This window comes from Desulfovibrio piger, assembly GCF_900116045.1.
Classification (GTDB): domain Bacteria; phylum Desulfobacterota; class Desulfovibrionia; order Desulfovibrionales; family Desulfovibrionaceae; genus Desulfovibrio; species Desulfovibrio piger_A.
Window position 1 is genome coordinate 2,527,857 of record NZ_LT630450.1, and the last position, 26,331, is coordinate 2,554,187.

At 66.8% G+C, this 26,331-nt stretch carries 25 protein-coding genes; 11 read left to right on the plus strand and 14 right to left on the minus strand.

Annotation, left to right across the window (positions count from 1 at the left end; genetic code table 11):
* Nucleotides 1-172: 172 nt before the first annotated feature.
* Together DESPIGER_RS11220 and DESPIGER_RS11225 are read right to left on the minus strand one after the other, a co-directional pair.
* A complete protein-coding gene (locus DESPIGER_RS11220; protein WP_072336914.1) occupies nucleotides 173-679 on the minus strand; it encodes a C-GCAxxG-C-C family protein in 507 nt (168 codons plus the stop codon).
* Between the two features lie 51 nt (nucleotides 680-730).
* The gene (locus DESPIGER_RS11225; protein WP_072336916.1) at nucleotides 731-1,123 is read right to left on the minus strand and encodes a PadR family transcriptional regulator; all 393 of its coding nucleotides are present in this window, start codon (nucleotides 1,121-1,123) and stop codon (nucleotides 731-733) included.
* A gap of 80 nt (nucleotides 1,124-1,203) precedes the next feature.
* Between DESPIGER_RS11225 and DESPIGER_RS11230 the strand changes: the two genes are divergently transcribed.
* Nucleotides 1,204-2,313 carry a hypothetical protein gene (locus DESPIGER_RS11230; protein WP_072336918.1) on the plus strand — a complete coding sequence of 370 codons (1,110 nt, stop codon included), beginning with the start codon at nucleotides 1,204-1,206 and terminating at the stop codon, nucleotides 2,311-2,313.
* Between the two features lie 54 nt (nucleotides 2,314-2,367).
* Here the strand turns inward: DESPIGER_RS11230 and DESPIGER_RS11235 are convergent, their stop codons facing one another.
* The 4 genes from DESPIGER_RS11235 to DESPIGER_RS11250 all read right to left on the minus strand — a co-directional run bounded on the left by DESPIGER_RS11235 (nucleotide 2,368) and on the right by DESPIGER_RS11250 (nucleotide 5,624).
* Complete coding sequence (locus DESPIGER_RS11235; protein WP_072336969.1) at nucleotides 2,368-3,573, minus strand: FprA family A-type flavoprotein; 1,206 nt, start codon at nucleotides 3,571-3,573, stop codon at nucleotides 2,368-2,370.
* Between the two features lie 114 nt (nucleotides 3,574-3,687).
* A complete protein-coding gene (locus DESPIGER_RS11240; RefSeq protein ID WP_006008124.1) occupies nucleotides 3,688-3,822 on the minus strand; it encodes a rubredoxin in 135 nt (44 codons plus the stop codon).
* A 19-nt stretch (nucleotides 3,823-3,841) separates the two neighbouring features.
* Complete coding sequence (locus DESPIGER_RS11245; RefSeq protein WP_072336988.1) at nucleotides 3,842-4,222, minus strand: desulfoferrodoxin; 381 nt, start codon at nucleotides 4,220-4,222, stop codon at nucleotides 3,842-3,844.
* 226 nt (nucleotides 4,223-4,448) lie between these two features.
* Complete coding sequence (locus DESPIGER_RS11250) at nucleotides 4,449-5,624, minus strand: phosphodiester glycosidase family protein (protein WP_083575388.1); 1,176 nt, start codon at nucleotides 5,622-5,624, stop codon at nucleotides 4,449-4,451.
* 152 nt (nucleotides 5,625-5,776) lie between these two features.
* On the opposite strand from DESPIGER_RS11250, the gene DESPIGER_RS11255 reads away from it, so the two are divergent.
* The 6 genes from DESPIGER_RS11255 (at nucleotide 5,777) to DESPIGER_RS11280 (ending at nucleotide 14,371) form a co-directional block, all read left to right on the plus strand.
* The gene (locus DESPIGER_RS11255) at nucleotides 5,777-6,649 is read left to right on the plus strand and encodes a methylenetetrahydrofolate reductase (RefSeq protein ID WP_072336991.1); all 873 of its coding nucleotides are present in this window, start codon (nucleotides 5,777-5,779) and stop codon (nucleotides 6,647-6,649) included.
* A 309-nt stretch (nucleotides 6,650-6,958) separates the two neighbouring features.
* Entirely contained in the window at nucleotides 6,959-8,347 is a 1,389-nt protein-coding gene (locus tag DESPIGER_RS11260; protein ID WP_072336994.1) for an MFS transporter, read from the plus strand.
* Nucleotides 8,348-8,364: 17 nt separating this feature from the next.
* Nucleotides 8,365-9,027 (plus strand): flavodoxin family protein, encoded by a 663-nt coding sequence (locus DESPIGER_RS11265; protein WP_072336997.1) that lies wholly within the window; start codon nucleotides 8,365-8,367, stop codon nucleotides 9,025-9,027.
* Nucleotides 9,024-9,506 carry a hypothetical protein gene (locus DESPIGER_RS11270; protein ID WP_072337000.1) on the plus strand — a complete coding sequence of 161 codons (483 nt, stop codon included), beginning with the start codon at nucleotides 9,024-9,026 and terminating at the stop codon, nucleotides 9,504-9,506. Before DESPIGER_RS11265 ends, DESPIGER_RS11270 begins: the two co-directional genes overlap by 4 nt.
* Nucleotides 9,507-9,884: 378 nt before the next feature.
* The gene (locus tag DESPIGER_RS11275; RefSeq protein WP_231927574.1) at nucleotides 9,885-10,256 is read left to right on the plus strand and encodes an ArsR/SmtB family transcription factor; all 372 of its coding nucleotides are present in this window, start codon (nucleotides 9,885-9,887) and stop codon (nucleotides 10,254-10,256) included.
* A gap of 65 nt (nucleotides 10,257-10,321) precedes the next feature.
* The gene (locus tag DESPIGER_RS11280) at nucleotides 10,322-14,371 is read left to right on the plus strand and encodes an MFS transporter (RefSeq protein WP_072337006.1); all 4,050 of its coding nucleotides are present in this window, start codon (nucleotides 10,322-10,324) and stop codon (nucleotides 14,369-14,371) included.
* Nucleotides 14,372-14,635: 264 nt separating this feature from the next.
* On the opposite strand, the gene dnaJ is transcribed toward DESPIGER_RS11280, so the two are convergent.
* Together dnaJ and rpoZ are read right to left on the minus strand one after the other, a co-directional pair.
* Nucleotides 14,636-15,757, minus strand: a complete 1,122-nt coding sequence (dnaJ, locus tag DESPIGER_RS11285; protein WP_072337009.1) for a molecular chaperone DnaJ — start codon at nucleotides 15,755-15,757, stop codon at nucleotides 14,636-14,638.
* A 5-nt stretch (nucleotides 15,758-15,762) separates the two neighbouring features.
* Nucleotides 15,763-16,002: a DNA-directed RNA polymerase subunit omega gene (gene rpoZ, locus DESPIGER_RS11290; protein WP_006008148.1), complete on the minus strand. Its 240-nt coding sequence runs from the start codon at nucleotides 16,000-16,002 to the stop codon at nucleotides 15,763-15,765.
* Between the two features lie 228 nt (nucleotides 16,003-16,230).
* Between rpoZ and DESPIGER_RS11295 the strand changes: the two genes are divergently transcribed.
* Nucleotides 16,231-17,034 carry a tRNA lysidine(34) synthetase gene (locus tag DESPIGER_RS11295; protein ID WP_072337012.1) on the plus strand — a complete coding sequence of 268 codons (804 nt, stop codon included), beginning with the start codon at nucleotides 16,231-16,233 and terminating at the stop codon, nucleotides 17,032-17,034.
* Between the two features lie 453 nt (nucleotides 17,035-17,487).
* Here DESPIGER_RS11295 and DESPIGER_RS11300 read toward each other — a convergent pair whose 3' ends face one another.
* The 5 genes from DESPIGER_RS11300 to DESPIGER_RS11320 all read right to left on the minus strand — a co-directional run bounded on the left by DESPIGER_RS11300 (nucleotide 17,488) and on the right by DESPIGER_RS11320 (nucleotide 20,972).
* On the minus strand, nucleotides 17,488-18,114 hold the full coding sequence (locus tag DESPIGER_RS11300; protein WP_072337015.1) for a tetratricopeptide repeat protein: 627 nt from the start codon (nucleotides 18,112-18,114) through the stop codon (nucleotides 17,488-17,490).
* Entirely contained in the window at nucleotides 18,111-18,515 is a 405-nt protein-coding gene (locus DESPIGER_RS11305) for a hypothetical protein (protein ID WP_072337017.1), read from the minus strand. Before DESPIGER_RS11305 ends, DESPIGER_RS11300 begins: the two co-directional genes overlap by 4 nt.
* 10 nt (nucleotides 18,516-18,525) lie before the next feature.
* Nucleotides 18,526-19,194, minus strand: coding sequence for a hypothetical protein (locus DESPIGER_RS11310; RefSeq protein ID WP_072337019.1), 669 nt, complete (start codon nucleotides 19,192-19,194; stop codon nucleotides 18,526-18,528).
* Between the two features lie 87 nt (nucleotides 19,195-19,281).
* On the minus strand, nucleotides 19,282-19,470 hold the full coding sequence (locus DESPIGER_RS11315; protein WP_040369804.1) for a ferredoxin: 189 nt from the start codon (nucleotides 19,468-19,470) through the stop codon (nucleotides 19,282-19,284).
* 146 nt (nucleotides 19,471-19,616) lie between these two features.
* Nucleotides 19,617-20,972: a trypsin-like peptidase domain-containing protein gene (locus tag DESPIGER_RS11320; RefSeq protein WP_072337021.1), complete on the minus strand. Its 1,356-nt coding sequence runs from the start codon at nucleotides 20,970-20,972 to the stop codon at nucleotides 19,617-19,619.
* A 220-nt stretch (nucleotides 20,973-21,192) separates the two neighbouring features.
* Between DESPIGER_RS11320 and cobT the strand changes: the two genes are divergently transcribed.
* From cobT to DESPIGER_RS11335, 3 genes are all read left to right on the plus strand, one after another.
* Complete coding sequence (gene cobT / locus DESPIGER_RS11325; protein ID WP_072337023.1) at nucleotides 21,193-22,290, plus strand: nicotinate-nucleotide--dimethylbenzimidazole phosphoribosyltransferase; 1,098 nt, start codon at nucleotides 21,193-21,195, stop codon at nucleotides 22,288-22,290.
* Entirely contained in the window at nucleotides 22,290-23,276 is a 987-nt protein-coding gene (locus tag DESPIGER_RS11330) for an ABC transporter ATP-binding protein (protein WP_072337025.1), read from the plus strand. Before cobT ends, DESPIGER_RS11330 begins: the two co-directional genes overlap by 1 nt.
* Before the next feature lie 360 nt (nucleotides 23,277-23,636).
* Nucleotides 23,637-23,945: a hypothetical protein gene (locus DESPIGER_RS11335; protein WP_072337027.1), complete on the plus strand. Its 309-nt coding sequence runs from the start codon at nucleotides 23,637-23,639 to the stop codon at nucleotides 23,943-23,945.
* Between the two features lie 244 nt (nucleotides 23,946-24,189).
* Here the strand turns inward: DESPIGER_RS11335 and speA are convergent, their stop codons facing one another.
* Nucleotides 24,190-26,106: a biosynthetic arginine decarboxylase gene (gene speA, locus DESPIGER_RS11340; RefSeq protein ID WP_072337744.1), complete on the minus strand. Its 1,917-nt coding sequence runs from the start codon at nucleotides 26,104-26,106 to the stop codon at nucleotides 24,190-24,192.
* Nucleotides 26,107-26,331: the final 225 nt, after the last annotated feature.

Genomic DNA, 26,331 nt, shown 5'->3' on the forward strand with positions numbered 1-26,331 from the left:
CCGGGGCCCTTGAGGCTCCGGCCTTTTTTGCTGGGCCCTGCCAGAGGGCGTACCGTACGGAGGCGGGAGGCCTTTCTGACAGGCGCGGCCGTGCCGGTAGCAGCCTGCCGGAGGAAAGGAGACCGTCCTGCTGCTGGGGCAGGCTGTCCCGGCCCCAGAGCCCGCAGGGCCTTCACGGGCGCTGCGGGCAGGGAGCATCCGCAGCACCGGGGCCTGGCGTCTCTGGAGAGCCCTCCACCCGCGGCCCCTCCCAGCCGCATTCCAGCAGGGCGCATGTCCGGGCCACCAGCGGCGCACAGACGGAGCTGAAAAGCCCCTGTGCACAGGCCCGGGCCAGTCCTTCGGGGGATGAGATGTCGATACCGAGGATGTCGCGGCAGAGCAGGCTGCCGTGCGCCTGCCGGAACAGCCCTTCGAAGCGGCGGATTTCTCCGGCCAGCCGTTCCGTACAGGCGGACGCCGTGGCGCTCTCATGCGGTCCGAAGCGCAGGCCGAGGACGAGCATGGCGCCGGTGAAGCAGCCGCAGGTCCCGGCATGGCCCATGCCGCTGCCGAAAGCCGCGGCCATGCGCAGGGCCAGGCTGTCGTCGATGCCCAGCCGGGGCGCGAAATGGCGGCATATCTGCTGGCTGCAAGCGATGCAGGCCGCGAACTGACGTGCGATCTCCTGATGATCCATGATGCCTCCAAAGTGTTTTCGGACGGCAGGAGGCCCGGGCCTGTGCGGATATCAGGAATGGTCGCCCCCGACCTTCCCGCGGCGCAGGAAGCTGACGATACAGGCTATGTCTTCCTGATAGCGGTCCAGCGTCCCGGCCCAGGTGGCCAGGCAGGCCTGCCCCCGTGCCGTCAGGGTGAAACTGCGCTTGCCCACGGTGCGGCCGGGCCCCTGCTCGCCGCTCACAAGGCCGTTGTCCTCCATCTGTTTCAAAAGACGGTACATCCCGGCCTGGTCCGGCGGGGTGTCGCGCAGGGTGGGAAAGTCCCTGAGCCGCTGCAAGAGCTGGTAGCCATGTTGCGGGCCATCGGCCAGAAGGCCCAGCAGCAGGGGCAGGACGAAGCGTGGCAGGTGGCAGCCGCTGCACGGGCAGCCGTCAAAAAGGGAACTTTCTTGCACGAACATAATATTGGAGTTAGTCTACTATAGGTTGAACATAGGCAGGGAAAAGGTTCCTGTCAAACCATTTCCCGGGAGGTGCTGTCATGACGGGCATCAAGAGAGAGGGGGACGCCCCTGCCGCTGGCCGGGAGGACGTCCTGCTGCTGGAAAAGGTACGCCGCCGCACACTGGAGGGCAAGTTGCCGGCAAGGGACGATATCCTGACCATGCTGGCCTGGAAGGCGGACTCGCCGCAGGCGGTCCTGCTGGGAAAGACGGCCCGCCATATGGCGCGCCTGCTGGCAGGCAACAGGGGAAAGGTCTGGGCAGCCATAGGTGTGGACTGCGTCCCCTGCCCCATGGACTGTGCCTTCTGCGCTTTCGGGCAGAGCCGGGGCATCGTGCGCCGGGCCCGGCGCTGGCGCGGTGAAGAAGTGGTTCGGGCCGCCGCAGCGTTTGCCGCAGCCGGGGCATCCTGGGTGGTGCTGCGCACGACGGAGGCTTACGGCCTGGAGGCCCTGTGCGGGCTGGCGGCGCGGGTCCGCAACGTCCTGCCGTCCTCCTGCTGCCTGGTGGCCAATACCCGCCAGCTTGACGGCCCCGGGGCCGCATCCCTGCGGCGGGCCGGCGTGGGACTGCTCTACCATGCTTTGCGGCTGGGTGAGGGGCGGGACACGCCCTTTGATCCCCGGGCACGACGGCAGAGCCTGCACAGGATCCATGCGGAGGGACTGGGCCCGGCCCATCTTGTGGAACCGGTGGGCAGTGAGCATACCGACGAAGAGATCGCGGACGTACTGCTGGCCGGTCTGGAGTCCGGGACGAAGGTCTGTGGCGTCATGGCCCGGGTCCCGGTGCCCGGAAGTCCGCTGGCATCCTTCCCGCCGGTGAGCGGTGGGCGGCTGGCGCAGCTGGTGGCGGTGACACGCCTTTGCTGCGGGCCGGGGACACCGGACATCTGCGTGCATCCGCCCGTGGCGCAGGCGGTGGACTGGGGAGCCAATGTCCTGGTGGTGGAGACCGGTGCCATCCCCCGGGACGAGGAAGGGGCGGTCCGGGGCCCCTGGCAGGGATTTTCCGTGGCCGAGGCGGCCCGCCTGCTGGCCTCTTGTGGCTATCTGACGGAGGCGGCGCAGGCCCGGCCCGCCACGTTGCCGGACGATGCCCGCCTGCGGGATGGGGGGCAGCCCGCCCCAGATGCGTGCAGGGCATAAAAAACGGCGCCCCCGTTCGGGGACGCCGTCGCGGGCATGCAGGAAAAGGCGGGCCTATTCGCCCTGGCACTTCTTTTTCAGGGCCTCGCCCACGGTCTTGCCCAGCTCCACGCAGGCGCGCAGGGCTTCGTGGCGCGGGGTCCAGTTGCACTTCACGAAATCGGCGGGCATGTCCATGCCCATGGAAGCCAGCATCTCGTGCAGGACCTTGGCGGATTCACCGGACCAGCCGTAGGAGCCGAAGGCGCCGCCCACGCGGTTCTGGGGGCGCAGGCCCTTCATGTAGGTCAGGGTGGAGGCCATCAGGGGCATGATGGTGTTGTTGTGGGTGGGGGAGCCCGCGATCACGGCACCGCAGCTGGCCAGTTCGGTCATCACGTCGCTGTGGTGGTTGCTCTTCACGGACATCAGGCGGGTGGGCACGCCCGCTTCTTCCAGGCCGCTGCACACGGCATAGGCCATCTTCTCGGTGGAATGCCACATGGTGTCGTAGATCACCATGGCGCGCTGCTGGGGCTTCTGCTCGGCCAGCTGGCGGTACATGTCCACGATGAACTTCACGGGCTTTTCGCCGCGGTGGATCAGGCCGTGGTCAGGGGCGATCATGTCGATGTCCAGGCTCTCCACGATGGGCAGGGTCTTCAGCACCTGGGGAGAGTAGGGCAGCACGATGTTGTAGTAGTATTCCTTGATGGCGCGCACGAAGTCGCCCTGGTCGTGCTCATCGGCATAGCGGTAGCTGGTGGCGATGTTCTGGCCGAAGGCGTCGTTGCTGATGAGCAGCTTGTCTTCGGGGATGTAGGAGACCATGCTGTCGGGCCAGTGCAGCATGCGGGTCTCCTGGAAGATGATGTTGCGCTTGCCGATGTTCAGCTTGTCGCCGCTCTTGACCACTTCGACGGGCCAGTCCTTGCAGTCGAAGTAACCCTGCATGGACTTGTAGCCCAGGGTGGAGACGAAGATCTTTTCGGGCTTCACGCGGGCCACCACTTCGGCCAGGCTGCCGGCGTGGTCGGGTTCCATGTGGTTGCAGACGATGTAGTCGATCTTTTCGGGATCCATGACCTTGGCGATGCGGCACAGCATGCTGCCGGCCCAGCCGGGGTACACGGTATCCATGAGGACGTTCTTTTCGTCGCGGATCAGGTAGGCATTGTAGGTGGAGCCTTCGGGGGAGCGGGAATAGCCGTGGAAGTCACGGTGATCGTAGTCCACGCAACCGACCCAGAAAATATCTTTTTTGATTTCAACGGGCTGCATGAAAAATCTCCATTGGGGGGATAGTGTTCGCGGTCAGGATGCCCAAAAGGGCATAAACGAGCCTGCCCTGCCGCAAGGCGGCAGGGCAGGCGGAAAAGGCGGAGGAAACAGGGCCTAGGCCTGTTCGAACTGGTCCTTGCTCACGCCACAGACGGGGCAGGTCCAGTCATCAGGCAGCTGATCGAAGGGCACGTTGTCGTTTTCGGCGGGATCATATTCGTAACCGCACACGCTGCAAACGTATTTCATGGTGTCTCTCCTTGTGGGCCTAGTTTTCGGCCTTCCAGTGGCCGTGAAGGTTGCAGTATTCGCGGGCGGTGACTTTTTCGGCGTCGGTCTTGAACACCGCTTCAGGCTTGTCGCCCGGCTTCAGGAAACAGGTCAGGCTCTGGTCGCCGGCCAGCAGTTCGATCCACTGGATGTAGTGGTTCTCGTCCATGGGGTGGGCCACGCTGCCCACGCTCACCTTGTAGCCGCCGTCGATCTTTTCGATCACGGGCACATGTTTTTCCATGGCGCCGTCGGTGGAGCCTTCCTTCATGAGCTTCATGTTCTCGCCACAGCAGACCAGGCTGGCGCCGCCGCCGTGGAGGACTTCAACGATATTGCCGCAATGGGTGCACTTATAAACTTCAAGCTGGTTCGGCATGATATTTGTCTACCTTTGTCCGCAACCGGACAGTTGGGAACCGTGTATGGGGGTGCCGGAACGTGTTCCGACGGGATTACTTTGAACCAAGACGGGCCCGCTGTAAAGGGGTTTTTAGCGTGCAATAGTAATTTTTATCAATAAAGAAGATTTTCACAAAAACGCTGTCCTTCCCGCAGCAGGCATCACAGATAAAAAAGCGAGCATGGCTGCCCTGTTCCGCGCGTCAGCGCCCCTCGGGGGAGGGGGCGGGCGCCTGCCGGGGCATGACGGGGCAGTCCGGCAGCGGCGGGTCATGGCGGCGCCGGATGCCCAGCACGTTGGGCAGCTGGGCCCGCACATTGCCCGTGACCCAGAAATCGGCCAGGTGGCGGCCGCGCAGCTCCTGGTGCAGCCCGGGGGAACGGATCACGAGGCCGGCCTGCATGCCGCCTTCCACATACATGACGGTGCGGACATCCAGGGGCAGGTGGAGCAGGGCATGGGCAAAGCTGTAGGCTTCCAGCGGTTCGCGGCAGTGCAGGAAGAGGATCTGGCCGTCACCGTCCTCGGCCACCGCCGAGATGGCGTACAGGGGACCGCCGGGGGACCAGAGGATGCGGCGCTCGTCATTGATCATGCGGTAGTTCTGGATGACCAGGCGGTACTGCCCCAGCAGTTCCTGCCACCGGGGATCCTCGCGGGTCAGGATGTCGGCGCGGGGCAGGCCCTCCTGCCGGGGGCCGGCCACGAAGAAGGCGCCGAAGCGGCGGACGAGGCGTTTGTTGTTGATATAGTCGTCCTGCCGCATGTAGCCGGTGCTGGTCACACCGTCAGGCAGGTACATGCTGGCATTGATGGCGGCCACCAGATCATGGCTGTCGGCCCACTGGCCCAGGGTCAGGGCCGGGTGGCTGTGGGCGGCGCTGGCATAGAGGCGGAAATCGAACCGTTCCGGGTCGATGCGCAGGACGGTCAGGGAGGCCTGCTGGCCGGCTTCGGACTGCAGGGAGAACTCCGCATACTCAAGCCCCGCTTCCAGGGCATTCCAGCGGGGGGCTTCCGGCAGGGCCGCATCGGCCCCGGCACCGGCGTCCGCTGCCGGGGCCTCTTCCGGGAGCGGCAGGGAGCGGGAGGCTGCCGCAGGCAGGATGTCGTCCTCGGCGGGCAGGGGCGGCAGACCGGGCAGACCGGAAAGGTCGAGCTGCTCCAGCTCCAGGGAGGGGGCAGGGGACGCGGGCGGGGCGCTCCCTCCGGCAGCGGCTCCCCAGGGGCAGCAGAGCAGCAGGCAGAGCAGCAGGCAGAGCAGCAGGCAGAGCGGACGGAGGCAGCAGGCGAGGCTGTCCTGCCGTCCGCGGCGGGGCCGGCCGGCGGGCAGGAGGGTGGCGGGGCGAAAAAAAACGGGTGCGACCGAAGCGTCCATACCTGCTGACATAGAGCGCCCTTGGTTTTTTGGCAAGCATCACGGCACGGCCGGGAGAGGAGGAGAAACTATATTGACTTATCAAGTTATATTGATATAGTTGGGGGCATCGAAACCGTTTTTTCCGATCCACCGTTCCCAGGAGTTATGTCATGCAGATCGCCCAGGCTCTTCGCCAGGCAACCAGGCCTTTTGTTTCTTTGGAATTTTTTCCCCCTGCCGAGGAATGTCATCTGCCGGAGTTCTACAAGACCGTGGAGCGTCTGCGTTCGGTCGATCCCCTCTTCCTGTCCGTCACCTACGGTGCGGGCGGCGGCAAGCAGCAGAACACGCTGGACGTCACGGCAGAACTGGCCCGGCGGGGCTTCACCGTCATGGCCCATCTGACCTGCGTGGGCGCCGAGCCGCAGGCCATCAGCGATTTCGTGGGCAAGCTGCGCCGTGCCGGGGTCCACAACGTGCTGGCCCTGCGCGGTGATGCGCCGCGCGGCGCGAGCGGCTGGGACTGGAACGCGGGGCATTTCCACAATGCCCGTGATCTCGTGCACTTCCTGCGCTCGGAGCATCCCGACCTGGGCATCGCTGTGGCGGGCTATCCCGCGCCCCATCCCGATGCGGCCACCTTCGCCTCGGATCGGGCCTATCTGGCCGACAAGCTGCGCGCCGGGGCGGACTTCGTCATCACCCAGCTTTTCTTCGACGTGCGCGAATACGAGTCCCTGGTCAGCTCGCTGCGCGCCGCCGGACTGGAGGCGCCGGTCATCCCGGGCATCCTGCCCATCCAGAGCTTCGACTCCCTGCGCCGCGTGCTGTCGCTGTGCGGGGCCAACATCCCGGGCAAGCTCTATCTGGAGCTGGAAGCGGCCCACAACAAGGGGGGCGTGGAGGCCGTGCGCGAGGCGGGCCTGCGCTTCGCCGTGCGCCAGATCCGGCAGCTGCTGGATTGCGGCGCGCCCGGCATCCATCTGTACAGCCTCAACAAATCCGAGATGTGCCTGCGCCTGGTGGAAGAAGCGGGCCTGTAGATCCCGTGCCGCATGGCGGAAGGCCGCGGCATAAGGGTGCCGCCGGGATCGTCCGCGGTCCCGGCGCCGGGCGGGAAGGGCATGTCCCTTCCCGTTTCTGATGGCCGCCGCGACGGGACCGCCGCAGGGACAGGGGCCGCCTTCGTGGCGGGCAGGGCTGCCCGGCGCGTGCAGGGCGTCCGCCTCCGGTGCGGCAGATCCGGGGACAGCCCCGCAGCCCGCGCAGCATAGCGCCCGCGGGGGATGTGCTTTTTTTCACGATACTCGTCTCCTGTTGACCGTCCCCGCCCCCGGGTTTTAGGGTTGCCCATGAGTATCGCAAAAGAACATCGCTGGTTGTTGCTGGCTGTCTGCGCGGCGCAGTTCTTCATGCCGTTCATGGTGGCCGGGGTCAACGCCGTCCTGCCGCCCCTGGGGGAAAGCCTGGGCGCCAGTGCGCGCGAGCTCAGCCTGCTGGGGGCCGTCTACACGCTGGGGCTGGTGGTGTTCCAGCTGGCCGGCGGCACCCTGGGCGACATCTACGGGCGGCGCCGGATCTTCCTTTTCGGCCTGAGCCTGTTCAGTGTGCTGGCCCTTGTGCTGGGCTTCATCCCGTATATCGACCTTTTCATCGGCCTGCGCCTGTTCCAGGGCATGGGGGCCGCCATGCTGAGCTCGGCCAGCCTGGCCCTGCTGGCGTCCGCCGCGCCCAAGGAGATGCGGGCCAGCTATCTGGGCCTCAGCAATGTGGCCGTCTACGCGGGCATCGCCTGCGGGCCGCCGGTGGGCGGCCTTGTGGCCGGCTGGCTGGGCTGGCGCTGGCTGTTCTGGGGCACGGGCCTGGCCGCCCTGGCCGCCATGTGCATCATGGTCTTCCGGGTGCCCCTGGAATGGCGCACCGCCGGCGAGGAACCCTTCGACGTGCCGGGCTGCCTGCTCTACGGCGGGGCCATGGCGGCACTGACCTTCGGCGCCTCCTGCATCGCGGACGACCATCTGCTGGGCGGGGGGCTCTTCCTGCTCTGCCTCGTGCTGCTGGCCTGCTTCGTCTGGCGGGAGCTGCGCAGCCCCTTCCCCATGGTGGACGTGCGCCTGCTGCGCAGCAACAGGGTCCTCAGCCTGTCGCTGGTGGCGGCCTTCGTCAACTACTGTTCCTTTTTCGGCATGGTCTTTTTTTTCAGCCTCTACCTGCAGGTGGGGCGGGGCTTCAGCGTGCAGGAAGCCGGTCTGCTGCTGGCGCTGCAGGCCGCCGTGCAGTCCCTGTCCAGTCCGCTGGCCGCCCGCCTCTGCGACCGCTATGACCAGGGCCTCATCAGCACCGCCGGGACGGTGTTCTGCGGCCTGGGCCTGCTGAGCGCCGCCTTCCTGGACATGGATTCCTCGCTCTGGGTCATCGTGGGCGCGCAATGCCTCATCGGCGCCGGCGTCAGCCTGTTCGCCCTGCCCAACACCACCATCATCCTCGAGGCGGCCGGGCCCCAGCGGGTGGGACAGGCTTCCGGGCTGGTGGGCACGGTGCGCACGGCCGGCATGCTGGGCAACCTGACCATCATCACCCTGACCCTGAGCCTTTTTCTGGGCCATGAGCCGGTGGGCAGGGACAATATCGGCGCCTTCCTGCACTGCATGCGGGTGGACATGGTGCTGTTCGGCGTCCTGAGCCTGCTGGCCGTGGGCTGTACCCTGGCCCGCAACCGCAGCGGCACGAAGGCCGCCTGAACCGGAGGAACGATGCCATGAAGATAATCGCCATCAACGGCAGCCCGCGCAAAAAGGGCAATACGGCCACGGTGCTGGATCATTTTCTGGAAGGGGCCCGCAGCGCCGGGGCGGACACGGAACTGGTCCACCTTTACGGCCTGCATGCTTCCGGCTGCCGCAGCTGTTTCGCCTGCAAGCGCCTGGGCGGGGCCTCGTACGGACATTGCGCCCTGAAGGACGATCTTGCGCCCGTGCTGGCCGCCCTGGAGCAGGCCGACGGCCTGGTCCTGGGCAGCCCTGTCTATTTCGGCAACGTGACGGGCGCCATGCGTTCGTTCCAGGAACGCCTGTGCTTCCCCTATGTGGTCTATGACCGTCAGGGCAGCACCATCGCGCCCCGCCGTCTGGCCACGGCCTGCATCTACACCATGAACGTGGATGCGGCCACCATGCGGCAGTACGGCTATCCCGCGACCCTGGCCGTCATGGAGGGCTATCTGGGGCGCATCTTCAGCGAGCCCGCCGTCCTCTATGTGAACGATACCTGGCAGTTCGACGACTACGCCAGATACAAGGCCGACCGCTTTTCCGTGGCGGACAAACGGCGCCAGCGCGAGGAGCAGTTCCCGCAGGACTGCCGCCAGGCCTTCGTCATGGGGCGGGAGATGGCCCGGAAGCTGGCGGGGCCGGCCGCGTGAGCCGGCACGACGCCCTGACGGAGGGGGCGGACGCCGGGCCGCTGTGCCGTCCCCTGTCCCCGGCAGGAGACGCCATCCCGGCGCAGTGGCAGTTCCCGGCCGGGCTGGCAGATTTTCCCGGTGCGCGGGCCTTCCGCTTTTGGCGCCGGGCAGCGGGGAGCCCCGTGGGCGTGCTGCACCCTGCCGGGCGGCCGGAAGAGGGCCTGCTGCTGGGCGAGGCCTGCGCCCTGGGCTGTGCCGTGCCTCTGCGGCTGACAGCGGCCGAGCAGGCCCTGCTGGGCGATCCGCCGCCCGAAGGCCTGGCCTTTTTCCTGTGTCTGGGGGCCCTGCCGGAGGAGCCGGGCCGGGCCTGGCTGCGCATCTGCGCCGTGCTGGCCGTGGCGCTGGCCGGGGGCCGGGCCTTGCGCCTTTCCCTGCCGCAGGAGCAGTTGCCGGAGCGCTTGCCCATGACGCGGCTGGCCTCGGCCTCCCTGGCCTGACTTCCTTGGGCCTGCGGTGGCAGGAGGCCAGGGGAGCCGTGCCGTGGGGTGGGGCCTCCGTCCCGCGCGGGCCGGCGGATTTCGGGCATGGAGGCGGCAGGCCGTGCCCGTGTGGCTGTCGGCCTGTCATCGCCGCTGAGCGCCATACGGCACTATTTTTATCAGTAACATACAGAAATATCTGTTGAATATGTCAATATGGGCAGGGCTGCACCGGTGTCGTGCGGCCCTGTTTTTTGTGCCCTCTCCAGGGGGAACGTGTCACGCCCGGCAGGCAAGGACGTGTGTCCGGGGGCGCACAGGTCGGGAAGATCCGATAATAAAACTATAAAACTAGTTTTTTAGTTGACATGATAAAACTACTTTTTTAGTTTGCTGTTGACAGCATACTTTCCCAGCGTCTACACCAAGGGCATGAATTCCTCGTACATCACCGCCCTGCCGGACGACTGGGAACGCGTGGCGCGGGTCTTTTCCGCCATGGGGGATGCCACCCGGCAGAAGATCCTTCTGCTCTTCGAACCCGGGGAAAGCATCAGTCTCAGCAGCCTTGTGACCACTGTGGGCCTGAGCCGCACGGCCGTGAGCCATCATGTGAACGTCCTCGTGCGGGCCGGGCTGCTGATCCCCCGGCGGCAGGGCCGGGAAGTGCTTTACCGGCGCGACCTGCCCTTTGCCCTGGAGATGCTCGACCGGGTGCGGGATTACGCGCTGGCCGAGCTGGCCGCGGAGCAGGGCGACCGTTCCTGAGCCGCCCGGCCGGGCAGGCCTCCGGCAGGGATCGCCGCCATGCACGGGTGCTGCAAGGAGTGCGCATGAGCAGGCGATTTTTGCGACAGACCGTCTCGCTGGGGGTGAGCTATACCCTCGGCACCTTCAACGACAATTTTTTCAAGCAGGCCATCCTGCTGCTGGCCGTGGGCATGGGCCATACGGCCGTGCAGGCCTGGGGCACCGTGCTTTTTTCGCTGCCCTTCGTCCTGTTCTCCGCCTGGGCGGGCTGGCTGGCCGACCGCTATGCCAAGTGCCGTCTGGTGCTGGCTGCCAAGGCCCTGGAAGTGTGCGCCATGCTGGCCGGGGGCTGGGGGCTGCTCCAGCTGCACTGGAGCGGCATGCTGGCCATGCTCTTCTGCATGGGGGCCAGCGCCACCCTGTTCAGCCCGGCCCTCAACGGTTCCCTGCCGGAACTGTTCGCCCGCGAGGACGTGCCCCGCGTCAACGCCCTGTTCAAGCTGACCACCACGGCGTCCATCCTGCTGGGCATCACGCTGGCAGGCGGGGCCCTGGAACGGCAATGGCTCGCCACGGAGATCCCCTTCGGGCGCTGGCTGGTGGCGGCCGTGGCCGTGGGCGTGGCGGTGCTGGGCCTGCTCTCCGTGTTCTTCATCCCCTGCCGGCCCGCCGCCGCCCGCAGGGAAGAGCTGCCGCCCTTCCCCTGGCTGGGGGCCCTGGATTCCGCCCGTGAGCTGTGGCGCCTGCGCGCCCGCAAGGGCATCTTTGGGTGCCTGTGCGCCGACGCCTTCTTCTACACCCTGTCCACCCTCGTCCTGCTGGAGATCAATGCCTACGGCGTGGCCCAGCTGGGCCTTGGCCCCACCCTGGCCAGCCTGCTGCCCGGCGGGCTCATGCTGGGCATCTGCGCCGGGGCCGGTCTGGCGGCCCGCCGTGCCCGCGCGGACTGGCGGCGGAGCGTGCCCCGCGCCTGTGCCGGTATCGGCCTGCTGCTGGCGGTCGCCGGTGGTGTGCCCGCCGCGCCCGGGGCCTTCCGTTTCGGCCTGCTCTTTGCCTGCTATGCGGCGGTGGGCATCTGCGGCAGCCTGTACATCGTGCCGGTGTCCAGCCAGATCCAGCTGCTTCCGGCAGCGGAGGAAAAGGGCCGCATCCTCGGCACCAGCAATTTCTTTTCCTTTTCCGGCATGGCCCTGGCCGGGCCGGTCTACGCCCTGTTGTCCTTCCTGCCGCCCTCCGCGGCCCACATGCTGCTGGGCGGCCTTGCCCTGATCTGGGCCGTCTTTCTGTCCCGCCGTCTCCGGGACGCTTTTCCTGATGGCGGCGACAGCGGACACAACGGCGGGGCAGGGGGCGGCGAGGGGGAGACTGGAGGGCCCCGGGGCCCGCACCGGGCCGGGAGCCGTGTCCGTATTCTGTTCTCCCGCATGCTGCTGGCCTGCGGCCGCGCCCTACTGTCCCTGCGCTACCGTGTCCGCCTGGAAGGGCTGGACATCCTGCAGGCCGAAGCGGAACGGGCACGCGAGCGGGGCAGGGGGGTGCTTGTCCTGCCCAACCATCCCGCCTTCATGGATCCGGCCCTCTTGTGTACGCAGCTCGCCGCTTTCGACCTGCGGCCGCTGGCGGACAGCCATCAGATAAGCCGTCCATGGCTGCGGCCGCTGGCCGCGCTGACGGGCTGCATCGCCCTGCCGGACCTGTGCCGTGACGGCCTCTCCGCCCGTGACCGGGTGAGGGAGGCGCTGGACAGCTGCGCCGCCGCGCTGGCCCGGGGCGAGAACGTCCTTCTGTATCCCTCCGGGGGCCTGAGCCGGGACGGCGGCACCCATCTGGGCGGCAACAGCGGCGCGTTCCGGCTGTTGCAGGCCGTGCCCGACTGCGGTCTGGTCCTCGTGCGCACGCGCGGTCTCTGGGGCTCGTCCTTCAGCCGGGCGGCGGGGGAACCCGTGCTGGGCCGGGCCCTGCTGCGCGGGCTGGTGTCGCTGCTCTGTCACGGCCTGTTCTTCCTGCCCCGGCGGGAGGTGCGCATCACCTGCGCCCTGCCGTCCCGCCGTCCCGTGGCCGGGGAGGGGGCCCGTGCGTACAATGCCCTGCTGGAAGCCTTTTATGATGCCGACGGCGGGGAAAAGGCCCGGCCGCAGATCCTTTTTCCCTGGCGCGCCGGAGTGCTGTCCGTGGCGGGCACGGGGGCTGCACCGGCCCGGACGGCCGCCACGCCGCCCCCGCTCGCCGCTGCTGACCGGGAAGCCGTGCTGCGGCTGCTGGCGGACGCGTCGCCCCTGGGCCCGGAGTGGGCCGGCCTCAAGGAAGACCAGCGCCTGGACACTGATCTGGGGCTGGACAGCCTGGCCCTGGCCGAACTGGCCGTGCAGCTGGAAGGGCGCTCCGGCCACGCGCCCGCCAGTCTGGAAGGCTTGCGTACTGTGGGGGACTGTCTGCTGCTGGCCGCCGGGCAGCTGCCGGAGGCCGCGCCGACGGAGGCGGAGGAAGCTCCCTCTCCCTGGCTGGATGCCGTGCGGGCCCGGCCCGCCCGGGCGCTCGGCCTGCCTGATGCTCCCCATTTGCCGCTGGTCATGTTGCGGCAGGCGCGGCGCGCCCCGTCCCGCCCCCTGCTGGCCGACAACGGCCGGATACTGACGGCGCGTGCGTTCTGGATACGGGCCGTGGCCCTTTCCCTGTATCTGCGCCGCCGTCCGGGCGGCGGGCAGCGGGTGGGCATCATGCTGCCCGCCTCGTCAGCGGCCTGTGTGGCCTGGCTGGCCGTGCTGCTGGCCGGACAGACGCCGGTCATGCTGAACTGGACCACAGGCCCGCGCAATCTGTGCCATTGCCTGCGTCTGGCCGGGGTGCGCCATATCCTCACTGCCCGGGCCCTGCTGGATCGTCTGGAAGGCAGCGGCCTGCGCGAAGCCGCCGGAGAGGCCGGGGCCGCATGGCTGCCGCTGGAAGATGCGGCGTCCTCCCTGTCCCCCTGTCTGCGTCTGGAGGCCGCCTGCCGTGCGTTCCTCTCGCTGGCAGGGCTCGAAGGCTGCGTCGTGCCCCGGAAGCCGTCCCCGCTGGCGGCCATTCTGTTCACCTCGGGCTCGTCGGCGGCGCCCAAGGGCGTGCCGCTCAGCCATGACAACATCCTTTCCAACTGCCGGGACGTGGCGGCCATCCTGGCCCTGGACAGCCATGACGCCATGCTGGCCATGCTGCCGCCCTTCCATACGCTGGGCCTCACGGGCAACATCGTGCTGCCCCTCTGTTTCGGCATGCCGGTGGTCTTCCATGCCAACCCCACGGAAGGCGCCCGTCTGGATGCCGTGTGCCGCCAGTGGCGGCCGACCCTGCTGGTGGCGGCCCCCACCTTTCTGGACGGCATGCTGCGTCAGGCCCGGCCCGGGGATCTGGCATCCCTGCGTGTGGCCTTCGTGGGCGCGGAAGCCTGTCCGCGGCGCCTTTATGATGACTTCGCCCGCCTGAGTGGCGGTGGCCTGCTGTGCGAGGGCTACGGTGTGACGGAATGTTCGCCGGTCATCAGCCTCAACCTGCCCGGCGATGCCCGCGCAGGCACCATCGGCCGTCCCCTGCCTTCGGTGCGCACGGCCATCGTGTCTTTGCAGGAGCCCCGGCAGCGGCTGGCGGCCGGAGAGATCGGACTGCTGCTGGTACGGGGCCCCAATGTGTTCAGCGGCTATCTGGGGCAGGGGAGCGATGGCGGCCCGGCGTCGCCCTTCCTGCGCCTGGACGGCGAGGACTGGTACTGCACCGGCGATCTGGTGCGGGCGGACGGCGGCGGTCACATGACCTTTGCGGGACGGCGGGAGCGTTTCGTCAAGCTGGGCGGGGAGATGATCTCCCTGCCGCAGCTGGAAGCCGTGCTGGGGCGCCATTTCACGGCCCCCGCCGGACAGGAAGGCCCGGTGCTGGCCGTGGATGCGCTGGAAGAGGAGGGCCAGACCGTGCTGGTGCTGTTCACGACCCTGCCGCTGGATTGCGCCCGGGCCAATGCCGTGCTGCGGGAGGAAGGCCTCTCCGGCCTGCATATGCTGCGCCGGGTGCAGCGGCTGGCGGCCCTGCCCCTGCTGGGCTCGGGCAAGGTGGATCACCGGAGCCTGCGGGCCCTGGCCATGCGGGACGGACAGGGCAGGTAGCCGGGAGCGCGGGGGCAGGAGCCCGCGGCCCGGGCAGAGGACGGCACAGCGCCCGCTGCGTGCAGTGCGTGGCAGTGCGCGGAAGGGCGTTCCCCCGCTGTCTCCGCTTCCTCGATAGATTGCCGACAGTTCAGGGCGCATGGAAACGGCGGCCCGTGCCACGGAAAGCCAAACAAAAAAGGGTGACGGTCTTCGTGACTGTCACCCTTTCGTATGAGAGCTTGTCTGTAAAGGCGGAATCCCGTCCCCGTGCGCATCAGCGCCCTAGTCCAGGCCCATTTTTTTGCTCAGCTTCTTGCCAAGATTCTTGACTTTTTCCAGCGGGCTTTCGCTTTCCAGGCGCTCGAATTCACGCAGCAGCTCGGCCTGCCTGTCCGAGATGCGGGTGGGGGTCAGGACCTTGACTTCCACCAGCAGGTCGCCGCGGTTGCTGCGGCCGGGATAGGGCATGCCCTCGCCCTTGAGGCGCAGCAGGGTGCCGCTCTGGATGCCCTTGGGGATGTCCAGGGGCAGCGGGCCCTTGAGGCCGGGCACGTCCACACGGTGGCCGAGGGCCGCCTGCACGAAGCTGATCTCGCAGGTATAGATGAGGTCCTGGCCCTGGCGTTCGTATTTTTTGCTGGGCTCCACATGCAGGACCACATACAGGTCGCCTGGGGGCCCCCCGTGCTCGCCGGGTTCCCCTTCACCGCGCACACGCAGGCGGGTGCCGGTATCCACACCGGCAGGGACGCGCACCACGATCTCGCGGCGTTCTTCCACGATGCCCTGGCCCTTGCAGCGGGGGCAGGGCTTTTTGATGACCTGACCGGTCCCCTGGCAGGTGGAGCAGGGCATGGCGATCTGGAAGAAGCCCTGGGAATGGCGCACCTGGCCGGTGCCGTGGCACTGGGGGCAGGTCTCGGGCTTGCTGCCCGGGGCGGCGCCGCTGCCGGAGCAGTCGGGGCAGGTCACGTGCTTGGGCAGGGTCAGGGGTATCTCGTCGCCTGTGGCGGCCTGCTCGAACGTGACTTTCAGGTTGTAGCGCAGGTCGGCGCCCTGCATGGGACGGGGACCGCGTGCGCCGCCGGCGGAAGCAAAGCCGAAAAGGTCGCCGAAGATATCGCTGAAGTGGGCGAAGATGTCTTCGTTGCTGGTAAAGCCCGCACCGCCCATGCCGCCCTGCACGCCGGCATGACCGAAGCGGTCATAGCGGGCGCGCTTTTCGGCGTCGCGCAGCACGTCATAGGCCTCGGCGGCTTCCTTGAACTTTTGTTCGGCTTCGGCATCACCGGGGTTGTGGTCGGGATGGTAGCGCATGGCCAGCTTGCGGTAGGCTTTTTTGATCTCCTCTTCGCCGGCGTCGCGTTCCACCCCCAGAACTTCGTAATAGTCTCGCTCTACCATGACCTCTAGCCTTCGTTCTTGGCGGGCTCCTGACCTTCGGGCAGGGGATTGTACAGGCTCATGTCGTCAGGCAGCACCTTGCCCGCGGCGATCTCGCGCAGCGCGGTCACGGCTTCCTTGTTGCGGCTTTCGATGAGGGGCTCATAGCCTTCACGGTACTGGCGCACGCGCTTGATGGCCATCTGGACCAGCAAAAAGCGGTTGTTCACGCGTTCCTGGCAATCTTCCACAGTAATGCGGGCCATAGTTCCTCCGGCTTGCCCGCGAGACAGCGGGCGGAGTGTAAAAATGAATGCCGCCGTACCCGACAGCAGCGGGCGCGGCGCAAGAGGGGCAGAACTCTTTGCCTGCCCAAGCGAGTTATGCTATTGGTCTTTCGTGCGGCTGTCAAGGCCGGAGGCGCGGAAAATCGTCCCTGCCCTGCCTGCCGTCCCCAATCAACGCAACACATGCCCTGCGGGGCAGGAGGACATATGCGCGAAAAACGCTCCTATGCGCAGGAGGTCTGCGTCAAGAGCGCCGGCAAGGCCATGCAGCGGACAGGCATGATCCGGCCCGGCTGCCGCATCGGCGTGGCCGTTTCCGGCGGGGTGGACAGCTTCGTGCTGCTCAAGACCCTGCACATCCGGCAGGGCATCGTGCCCTTCCGTTTCGAGATCATGGCCATCCATCTCAACCCCGGCTTCGATCCGCAAAGCCATATGCCGCTGGCCGCCTGGCTCTCGCGGCACGGCATCCCCTCGCATCTGGAGGTGACGGACTTCGGCCCGCATGCCCATTCGGCCGGGAACCAGCGCCGTTCCCCCTGTTTCCGCTGCGCCTGGCTGCGCCGCAAGCGCCTGTTCGAGCTCTGCGCGCGGTACAGGCTCACCCATCTGGCCCTGGGGCACAATGCCGAGGACCTGGTCTCCACCTTTTTCATGAACCTGTGCCGCAACGGCCGCGTGGACGGCATGAGCATGAACGAGCCCTTTTTCGGCGGCAAGCTGCATCTGATCCGGCCGCTGCTGCTGGTGGAGAAGAAATACATCATCAAGGCCGCCAAACAGTGGGAGCTGCCCCTGTGGGCCAATGCCTGCCCTTCGGCCGGCCATACCGCCCGCAGCGACATGGGCGAGACCCTCAAGGCCCTGTACGGTGTGGCCAGGGATTCCCGCCGCTGCATCCTCAACGGTCTGAGCCGCTGGCAGCTGGAAAAGAACAGTCTGCCCGATGTAGTGGATGCCGGAGAGCAGGAGAGCGGGGCTGTCCGGGGGGAAGGGACCCCCTTTAGCTAGCGCGAAAAGGGGGTCCCTTCCCCCCGGGCCCCCCATCCTCCCCCAAACGCGCTTTATTACAGGAAGCGGGCAGCCGTACGGCTGCCCGCTTCCTGTTTTCAGGCGGGATAATGACGTCATTCGGTGGCGTGCTGTCTGTTGGCGGGGCAGTGTGCGGGCCGCTTGATGCGAAGGAATCGGGGCGGGGCTGGCTTCGTGCGAAAAAGATTTTTCGGAGGCGGCAGGCGCGGACGGGTGCTCACTCCCCCAGTCCGGTCATGTCTGCCCCTTGGCGGTCAGGGGGGATGTCCTGTCCGTCATCCGAAGACGGGGACCCGCCATACAGACCAGAATAAAAGTTTTTGGGAGGAGCGGGGGAGCAGGAGGGGGAGAGGAGACCTTTTTGGAAAAAGGTCTCCTCTCCCCCTCATCAAAAAAACACTGCCCCAGGGCAGCGGTGGCGCGCGTCGTGTGCTAGACGCCCTTGGCCCTGAGCTCTTCCAGGAAGCCTTCGGGCACTTCAAAGCCCAGCTCGGCGGCCTTGTCGGCGGACTGGCGGGCTTCGGCGTACTTGCCCAGGTCGAACTGGGCAAGGGCCATGTTGTTCCAGGCGGGAGCGAAGCCGGGTTCCTTGTCCAGGATCTCCTTGCAGAGCTTTTCGCAGGCTTCGAAATCGCCCTGCATGTAGTAGGCGGTGGTCAGGGCGTTCTTGGCCTGCACGAAGTCGGGATCCCACTTGAGGGCCTTCTTCAGGGCGGTGATGGCCTTGTCCGGCTCGCCGCGCTGCAGGTGCACGAAGGCGATGTTGCTCCACGGCACGGGGAACTTGGCGCGGCACTGGGCGGCTTCTTCGTTGTAGCGCAGGCAGCCTTCCAGGTCGCCGCGTTCCAGGCAGATGCCGCCGAGCTGCACATAGGCCTCGGCCAGGTGGGGGGAGTTGCGCACGGCGTTGAGCAGGGCCTCTTCGGCGCCCACGAAGTCACGCTTGCTCAGCAGGGCCAGGCCCAGGTTGTAGTGATGGTTGGCGCACTGCTCGTTGGCCGCGATTTCCATCTTGAGGTCGGCAATATATTCGTCGATATCGTCGTAACGCTGTTTCATAGGATGTGGCCCTCTTTTTTCAGCAGATCATGATACCAGAGGCAGAAGTCGGTGATGCCCTGGAATTTTTCGTCACGGTTCACAATGCCCAGAGCGCATTCCAGCACGCCGCGGCCGTAGTCGTTGCCGTACTGTTCGTTCCTGGCGGCCTTGAGCTGGAGGAACTCGCGCACCAGCTGCTGGGTGGTGCGTTTGGTCACGTCCAGGCGCACGTCCAGAGGATCGTTGGGCTTCTGGAAGGGGTCCCAGTTGTCGTAGCCGATGCGGTCCACGAACTTGCGGCGGCGCGGGTTCATGCGCTCGTAGATCTCACGCTTGAGCTGTTCCTGTTCTGCGTTGAGGCGCTGGGGCGTGCCGTCGCGGAACACGGTAGCGGGAATGAAACTGAGCTCGGAAGGCATGGTGCGCTCCCTATTTTTCAGGCTTGGCCGGGCCGATGCCCAGGTAGGCCTCGTCGTAATTGGTGATGAGTGCCATGGAGAGCGGCACGTAGACTTCGTGCAGCTCGCGGAAGCGGCTGTTGACGGCGCGTCCGATCTCGCGGCTCAGGTCTTCCAGGCGGCTCTGGATCTTGTCCAGATAGACGGTGGGGTACTGCTTGCCCTTTTCGAAGGCGGCGAAGCCGCAGACGTGGCCCTGGCCGGCGATGGCGGTGGGCACGCCGTAGAGGCGGCAGGTGATGGGACGGGCCTGGTAGAGCAGGCAGCGGTCGTCATCGCCCAGCAGGGGGCAGCGGCACTTGATGCGCGCGGCTTCTTCCATGATGGCTTCGGGGCTCTTGCCGGACTTTTCTTCCCGGAAGAGCTCGCGCTTGAGGCGGGTCAGATGGCGGTCGGTCTCGGCGGCCCTGGTCAGGATGGCCGAACGCTGCGGACCGTAGTCGAAAGCCTGCTGGAAAGCCCGGTTGATGTACATGGCCTCCACCAGGGAAAGGTCGAACAGGGCATGGCAGCAGTCGCTGCAGCCTTCCTTGCAGGTGACGCACTGGGCATGGTCGTGCCGGATACGTTCGAACACGGCGTCACAGCTGGCGCGGAGTTTTTCGTATTCGGCAAAAATGGGCTGAAGATCAGGAATCATTGGGATCGTTCCGCTGGTTATGAAAGTGCCGCCAGACGAAACGCCCGGCGGCACTTTGATTTGCAGGTGCTTGGGCACCCTCAGGGCTTAGGCTTCTTCAACGGTGATGGCGCTGGTTTCACAGACTTCCACACAGGATTCGCAGCCCAGGCACTCTTCGGAGTTCACGGGTTCGGACTTGCCGTCCTTGATTTCGTAAACTTCCACGGGGCAAACGTCCACGCATTCGCCACAGCCCACGCACTTGTCGGTATCGACATTCACATTGTAGCCCATTGTGTCCTCCAGATGTTGAAACGTACGTTTCTTGTAGTCCTCGGGGGGAAGGGGCTCCCACCCAAAGGAATGCATAGCGTCCCCCCCCTGGGCTGTCAAGGGAAGATTTTTTTTGCACAGGTGCGTGGCGTGGCCCCCCGGCGCGTTTATTGCAGCAGCACGCGCGCGTAATACGGGCGGCCGTCGCGGACGATCTGCATCAGTACCTGATTGGCCAGGCGTTCCCGGCGGAAGGCATTGACCAGGTCGGCGGTGGAGCGGATGCGCATGCCGCCGATGGCCGCGATGACGTCGCCGGGGCGCAGGAAGTCCGTGGGGCCGGGGCGGCGCGTCTCGCGCACCAGCATGAGGCCGTCGGCCTCGCGCACGCGCAGGCCCCAGATCTCCTGCATGAGGGAAAGGGCCGTGGCATCGTCGAAGGAGGTGGGCTTCACGCGGATCTTTTCCGGCGTGTCCCCGCGCAGCACGCCCAGGGTCAGCTCGGCGCCGGGCACCTGGTTGCGCAGGATGTTCACATATTCGCGGCGGTCGCGCACGGGCGAGCCGTTGATGCTGTCGATGACGTCGCCGGGCTCGATGCCGGCCTTGCCCGCCGGGCTGCCGGGGTAGAGGCGGGTGACGATGATGCCGCGGGGCTCACGCAGGCCCAGGGCCATGGCCATGCGCTGGTCCACGTCGTCGGCGGCCAGGCCCAGCCACAGGGGCGCCACGCGGCCCTGGCCCACAAGGTCATCCATGACGCGGCGGGCCTTGTTCACCGGGATGGCGAAGCCGATGCCCTCGCCGCGGGCGTGGACAGCGGTGTTGATGCCCACCAGACGGCCTTCGAGGTTGAGCAGGGGGCCGCCGCTGTTGCCGGGATTGATGGCGGCATCGGTCTGGACCAGGTCGGTGAACACGCCGCTCTCGCTGCGGATGGTGCGGCCCAGGGCCGAGATCACGCCCGTGGTGACGGTGTGGTTGAAACCGAAGGGGTTGCCGATGGCGATGACGGTCTCGCCGGGCATGAGGTCGGAGGAATCGCCCAGGGGCACGGCGGGCAGGTCATGGGGCCCCTGGATCTCCAGCACGGCCAGGTCGAAGTCCGGCTCCGCGCCCTTGACCACGGCGGGGAACTGGCGGCCGTCCTGCAGGTTGATCATGACCTCGTCACCACCGGCGATGACGTGGGCGTTGGTCAGTACCAGGCCGCGCTTGCCGTCCACGATGACGCCGGAGCCGAGGCTCACGCGTTTTTGCCGGCGGGGCTGGTCGAAGCCCGGGCCGAAACCGAAGAACTGCTCCATGGGCGAGATGCGCTGGCGCTCCACCACATGGGTGCTGGTGATGTTGACCACGGCGGGGGCCGTGGCCTGGACGGCGCGCACCACCGGGGTCATGCGCGGGCTGGAATCCGGCACGGGCGCGGCGGCGGGGGACGTGGCCGCGCAGAGCAGGGCCAGACAGGCCAGGGTGCCTGCGGCGCGGCGCAGGCCGGGGAACAGGAAAAACGACGGATGCATGGTCAACTCCGTGATCGTTGCGGATGGAAAAAGGACGGGAAGGCCGGAAAGGCAGGGGCGGGCCGCCGCGGACGGACAGCGGCGATGACGTGCCGCTGCCCGGGCAGGCCATGCCCGGTGCGGCTTTCCCGTCAAGACCCGCCCTTTCTAATACAGGCCGCCACGCAGGTAAAGACGGGCCATGCTTGCGCCGGACCGGGCAAGACGTTACACAGAAAACATGAAACACGTTCCCGTATATCGTGAGGCTGTGGAAGTGCCCGCCCTGCCGGGCCTTTTTGTCCGTCCTCTGGAAAGCTCCCTGCTGGAGCAGGCCCGGGCCCATCTGGACAACCTGACCAAACCGCGCGGCAGTCTGGGCCGCCTGGAAGAGCTGGCCCGGCGTCTGTACGCCATGGCCGGGGGCGTCACCCCCCTGAGCGTGAGCCCGGCCCTGATGCTGACCGTGGCCGGGGATCACGGCGTGGCGCTCCAGGGAGTCTCGCCCATGCCGCAGGCCGTGACCCGCCAGATGACGCGCAATTTCCTCAATGGCGGCGCGGGCATCAACGTGCTGTGCCGCAGCAGCGGCATGGACCTGCGCGTGGTGGATGCCGGTTGCGCCGGCGGCCCCTATGAGCCGCACGAGCTGCTCATCGACCGCCGCCTGGGTGACGGCACCGCCGACATCAGCAAGGGCCCGGCCATGAGCCGGGAGACCTGCCTGCGGGGCCTGCGCCACGGCATCGCCCTGGTGGAAGAGTTCGCGGACAAGGGCTACCGCTGTTTCGGCACCGGCGAGATGGGCATCGGCAACTCCACGCCGGCCACGGCCATCAACTGCGCGCTCTTCGGTTTCGACCCTGACGCGGCCACGGGCCCGGGGGCAGGTTCCGATCCCGAACGGGTGCGCCACAAGGCCGCCATCGTGCGCCGCGCCCTGGAGGTCAACGCCGAGGCCCTGAAGGGCGACGGGGTGGACATCCTGGCCGCGCTGGGCGGTTTCGAGCTGGCCATCATGGCCGGCATCATGCTGGGGGCCGCGTCGCGTTCCCTGCCCATACTGGTGGACGGCTTCATCTGCAGCGCCGCCTATGCCGCCGCGGTGCGCATCTGCCCGCTGGTGGCCCAGTACGCCATCCTGTCCCACGCTTCGGCCGAGCCCGGCCATGTGCCCGCCCTGGGCGCGCTGGACGGCGGCACGCCCCTGCTGCATCTGGACATGCGGCTGGGCGAGGGCACCGGCGGTGCCGTGGCCTATCACCTGCTGCGCTGCGCCGTGAACATCTTCAACGAGATGGCCACCTTTGCCGAAGCCCAGGTGGACGAAGGCCTGTGATGGAGACCGGGAACAGGGACGATGTGCTGGCGCTGGAGGATGTGCGCTGCCACTTTCCGGTGCGCCAGGGCATGCTGGGCGAAGTGCGCCATCTGCGGGCCGTGGACGGGGTGGACCTTGTCCTGCGGCCCGGCCAGAGCCTCGGGCTGGTGGGCGAATCCGGCTGCGGCAAGTCCACGCTGGGGCGCCTGGCCTGCGGCCTGCAGCGTCCTACCGGCGGCCGTGTCCTGTTCAGGGGCGAGCCGCTGCCGCCTGCCGGCGCGGGCAGCATGGCGGCCGGACGCATCCAGATGGTCTTTCAGGACCCGTTCTCTTCCCTCGATCCCCGCTGCCCCGTGGGGACCTCGGTGGAGGAGAGCCTGCTTGCCGGGAAGCGCCCGGCCCGCAAGGAACGCCGGGAGCGGGTGCGGGACATGTTCGCCACCGTGGGCCTGGCCGGCCTGGAGCGCCGTTACCCGCACGAGTTCTCCGGCGGCCAGCGGCAGCGCATCGCCGTGGCCCGGGCGCTCATGACCCATCCCGATCTCATCGTCTGCGACGAGCCGGTCTCGGCGCTGGATGCCTCGGTGCAGGCGCAGATCCTCAACCTGCTGCGGCAGGTGCAGGAGGACTTCGGCCCCGCCTATCTGTTCATTTCCCACGATCTAGCCGTGGTGGGCTTCATGTGTCCCCGCATCCTGGTCATGTATCTGGGCCGCTTCGTGGAAGAGGGCCCGCGCGAGCGTCTGCTCCGGGAGCCCGCCCATCCCTATACCCGCGCCCTGCTGGCCTCGGTGCCTTCCTTCGAGGATCTGCGTGACGGCAAAAGCCCGGTGCGCGCCCCCCGGCAGAACATCCGGGGCGAGCTGCCGAGCCCGCTGGATCCGCCGTCGGGCTGCCGCTTCCATCCCCGCTGCCCGCAGGCCACGGAACGCTGCCGCGAGGAAGCGCCGTCGTGGAAGGAGCTGGAGCCGGGCTGGCGGGTCCGCTGCCATCTGTATGCGTGAGCGCTGTTTCAGGGCAGGGGGAGGGAAGCGGCCCTCGCGCTGCTGCCCGTGTCCGTAGCTGCCTTCATCGCACGGGCACGGCCCTGCGGGCCGCCGTCTGGTCGCCAATGCGTGCGCAACGCGCCCTCCCCCTGCATCTTCCTCCCCGGGCGTATTTTATCGGGAGAGGCGGGGACGTGGCGTGTTCCGGGATGCCGTGCGCGTCCACCGGACACCGGGATGGGGATGCGCGGTCGTTCCGGGCCTTCCTGGCTGTTCGTGGCGGCGGGAAGCGTTGTCTTTGTCCGTGCTGGGAGATTTATATTGAAAATGAAATTCTTTTTCTATAAATTGGAGCAAATCCCCAGCAAAGGAGACCGTATGGACAATCGCTTCGGCACCACCTCCGGCATGGTCATCCAGACCGTCATGGAAAACGGGCAGGAACTCTGTCTGGCCATCGACGAGCGCGGCCTGTATCTGACCAGCGCCCGCTATCTGGACAAGAACCTGGCCGACCCCCACCGCTATTCCGGCAGCCGGGCCACCACCAAAGCCCGCCTGCTGGCCCTTGATCTGGACCCCGTCCGTCTGGCCGAGGCCAATGCCCACCGCATCCCGGTCTATACCGACGAGACCAGGAAAAAGATCAACCCCCTCAAGGCGTCCAAACGCGGTCTGAAGGGCTAGTGATGGCCGCGCTTCCTGCGATGCCCGCATCGGGAGAGCATGCTCCCCGGAGCTGAATCCGGTCTGCGATGGCCGCATGCGGCCATGCGTGCAGCGCGCGGTGCATCCCTGGCGGCAAAACGAAAACGCCCGGCAGGAAATGCCGGGCGTTTGATGTTGCAGGAAAGCGCTTTTGGGGGCCGGGCCACGAGGAGGCGGGGCCTTTCAGCGTCAGGAAAAGTCCTTCCCCTTGAGGCCTCTTTTCCTAGCGTTCAAAATAGGTATAGCCGCGCAGGCCGTCTTCAAAAGCCTGGAGCACGGCAAAGCGGTCGCTGGGCGTCAGGCGTCCGGCCCGCACGGCGCGTTCGGCCGTGGCGCGCAGGTCGTCCAGGATGCGGCGGGGGTCGTATTCCACATAGCTCAGGATGTCGGCCACGGAGTCGCCGCGGATCTCGCGCACGTACTCATAGCCGCCGTCGGGATTGACGCGGATGGAGACCACGTTGGTGTCGCCCATGAGGTTGTGCAGGTCGCCCAGGGTCTCCTGATAGGCACCCACCAGGAAGACGCCCAGGTAGTATTCCTCGCCGTCCTTCAGGGGATGCAGGTCCAGGGTGGTCTTGAGGCCCTGCGGGTCGATGAAGTGGTCGATGCGGCCGTCAGAGTCGCAGGTGATGTCCGAGATGATGCCCTGGCGCGAGGGGAACTCGTTGAGGCGGTGCACCGGCATCACCGGGAAGAGCTGGTCGATGGCCCAGCTGTCCGGCAGGGACTGGAAGACGCTGAAGTTGCCGTAGTAGATGTCGGCCAGGCTCACGTCGATGTCCTGCAGGTCGCGGGGCACGGTCTTGAGTTTCACCTTCTCCTGGGCGATGCGCATGATGATGGCCCAGAAGAAGCGCTCCGAAAGGGTGCGCTGGCGCAGGTTCACCCGGCCCGTGGAGAAGAGCTTGCGCATCTCGTCACGGTAGTAGATGGCGTCGTTGTAGCATTCCTGCAGGTTGCGCAGGCTGATGTTGCCGTAGACCTCGCGCATGTTCAGCACGGGCTCGGGCGTGTCTTCGGGCAGTTCGGCGGGCAGCTGGGCCTCTTCCACGGCGCTCACGTCCAGCACATTGAACAGCAGCACGGAATAGTAGGCCACGGTGGCGCGGCCGGATTCGGTGATGATGTGCGGATGCGGCACCTGCTGCTCGTCGAGGATGCTCATGATGGCTTCCACGATGTCGGCGCTGTATTCGTCCAGATTGTAATTGCGCGACGAGATGTAATTGGTGTGCGAGCCGTCGTAGTCCACGGCCAGACCGCCGCCCAGGTCAAGGTAGCCCATGGGCGCGCCTTCCTGCACCAGGCCCACATAGAGGCGTGCGCCTTCCATGACGCCGGTGCGGATGTCGCGGATGTTGGAGACCTGCGAGCCCAGGTGGTAGTGCAGCAGACGGAAGCAGTCCAGCATGTCGCAGGCCTTGAGCTTGTCCACCACGTCCACGATCTGGGCCGGGGAAAGGCCGAAGGTGGAGCGCTCGCCGCCGGAGTCGGTCCAGTGGCCGCTGGCCTTGACCGAAAGTTTGGCGCGCACGCCGATGTGGGGCCGGATGCCCAGTTCACGGCTGCGGGAGAGCAGCACGTCCAGTTCGCCGGGCATCTCCAGCACGAAGAAAAGGTTGAGGCCCAGGCGCTGGGCCTGCAGGCCAAGGTCGATGAACTCCTCATCCTTGTAGCCGTTGCAGATGATGCAGGCCTCGGTGTCGCGCATCAGGGAGACCGCGGCGATGAGCTCGGCCTTGGAGCCCACTTCCAGGCCGTGGTGATAGCGGGCCCCGAACTGGGCGATCTTTTCCACCACCTGCTGCTGCTGGTTGACCTTGATGGGGAAGACGCCGCGGTATTCGCCCTGATAGTTCAGGTTCTTGATGGCCTTGCGGAAGGACTCGTGCAGGCTGGCGATACGGGAGTCCAGGATGTTTTCCACGCGCAGCAGCACGGGCATGTCGTAGCCGCGCTCACGCAGGCCGGAGATGACCTCCGGGATGGATATCTGCGGTCCCTTGGGGCCCTGCGGGCAGACGACCACGTCCCCTTCGTCGGACACAGTAAAAAAGCCGGCCCCCCAGTTGCGGATACCGTACAGCTCGATGGAATCCTCCACCCGCCACTGCTGCAATGCGCGGTTTTTTGCCAATTCTTGTGCCTCCAGCATCGGAAATTTCAGATGGGTCATGCGGGCGCTCCCGCCGCGGGAGTATTATGCCCGCACAGGGGGGAAAGTCAATTGTCCCGCCTTCCGGTCAGGTCCGGGAAGCCAGGGCGGGCAAGCCCTCCCGGGCGGGTCCCCCACTTGTTTTCTTGACGCGGTGTGTCGGGTGTGCAACGTTTTTGGGGCATCATCCAGAAAATCGTGAGGACT

What these genes read in the sequence shown, in the direction of transcription:
- DESPIGER_RS11315 (WP_040369804.1), bottom strand. Translation starts at nt 19,470, where the DNA reads ATGGGCTACAATGTGAATGTCGATACCGACAAGTGCGTGGGCTGTGGC.
- DESPIGER_RS11320 (WP_072337021.1), bottom strand. Translation starts at nt 20,972, where the DNA reads ATGCATCCGTCGTTTTTCCTGTTCCCCGGCCTGCGCCGCGCCGCAGGC.
- cobT (WP_072337023.1), top strand. Translation starts at nt 21,193, where the DNA reads ATGAAACACGTTCCCGTATATCGTGAGGCTGTGGAAGTGCCCGCCCTG.
- DESPIGER_RS11305 (WP_072337017.1), bottom strand. Translation starts at nt 18,515, where the DNA reads ATGCCTTCCGAGCTCAGTTTCATTCCCGCTACCGTGTTCCGCGACGGC.
- DESPIGER_RS11220 (WP_072336914.1), bottom strand. Translation starts at nt 679, where the DNA reads ATGGATCATCAGGAGATCGCACGTCAGTTCGCGGCCTGCATCGCTTGC.
- DESPIGER_RS11250 (WP_083575388.1), bottom strand. Translation starts at nt 5,624, where the DNA reads ATGGACGCTTCGGTCGCACCCGTTTTTTTTCGCCCCGCCACCCTCCTG.
- DESPIGER_RS11240 (WP_006008124.1), bottom strand. Translation starts at nt 3,822, where the DNA reads ATGAAATACGTTTGCAGCGTGTGCGGTTACGAATATGATCCCGCCGAA.
- DESPIGER_RS11260 (WP_072336994.1), top strand. Translation starts at nt 6,959, where the DNA reads ATGAGTATCGCAAAAGAACATCGCTGGTTGTTGCTGGCTGTCTGCGCG.
- DESPIGER_RS11225 (WP_072336916.1), bottom strand. Translation starts at nt 1,123, where the DNA reads ATGTTCGTGCAAGAAAGTTCCCTTTTTGACGGCTGCCCGTGCAGCGGC.
- DESPIGER_RS11280 (WP_072337006.1), top strand. Translation starts at nt 10,322, where the DNA reads ATGAGCAGGCGATTTTTGCGACAGACCGTCTCGCTGGGGGTGAGCTAT.
- DESPIGER_RS11235 (WP_072336969.1), bottom strand. Translation starts at nt 3,573, where the DNA reads ATGCAGCCCGTTGAAATCAAAAAAGATATTTTCTGGGTCGGTTGCGTG.
- DESPIGER_RS11245 (WP_072336988.1), bottom strand. Translation starts at nt 4,222, where the DNA reads ATGCCGAACCAGCTTGAAGTTTATAAGTGCACCCATTGCGGCAATATC.
- rpoZ (WP_006008148.1), bottom strand. Translation starts at nt 16,002, where the DNA reads ATGGCCCGCATTACTGTGGAAGATTGCCAGGAACGCGTGAACAACCGC.
- DESPIGER_RS11310 (WP_072337019.1), bottom strand. Translation starts at nt 19,194, where the DNA reads ATGATTCCTGATCTTCAGCCCATTTTTGCCGAATACGAAAAACTCCGC.
- DESPIGER_RS11300 (WP_072337015.1), bottom strand. Translation starts at nt 18,114, where the DNA reads ATGAAACAGCGTTACGACGATATCGACGAATATATTGCCGACCTCAAG.
- DESPIGER_RS11265 (WP_072336997.1), top strand. Translation starts at nt 8,365, where the DNA reads ATGAAGATAATCGCCATCAACGGCAGCCCGCGCAAAAAGGGCAATACG.
- DESPIGER_RS11335 (WP_072337027.1), top strand. Translation starts at nt 23,637, where the DNA reads ATGGACAATCGCTTCGGCACCACCTCCGGCATGGTCATCCAGACCGTC.
- DESPIGER_RS11330 (WP_072337025.1), top strand. Translation starts at nt 22,290, where the DNA reads ATGGAGACCGGGAACAGGGACGATGTGCTGGCGCTGGAGGATGTGCGC.
- DESPIGER_RS11230 (WP_072336918.1), top strand. Translation starts at nt 1,204, where the DNA reads ATGACGGGCATCAAGAGAGAGGGGGACGCCCCTGCCGCTGGCCGGGAG.
- DESPIGER_RS11255 (WP_072336991.1), top strand. Translation starts at nt 5,777, where the DNA reads ATGCAGATCGCCCAGGCTCTTCGCCAGGCAACCAGGCCTTTTGTTTCT.
- dnaJ (WP_072337009.1), bottom strand. Translation starts at nt 15,757, where the DNA reads ATGGTAGAGCGAGACTATTACGAAGTTCTGGGGGTGGAACGCGACGCC.
- DESPIGER_RS11295 (WP_072337012.1), top strand. Translation starts at nt 16,231, where the DNA reads ATGCGCGAAAAACGCTCCTATGCGCAGGAGGTCTGCGTCAAGAGCGCC.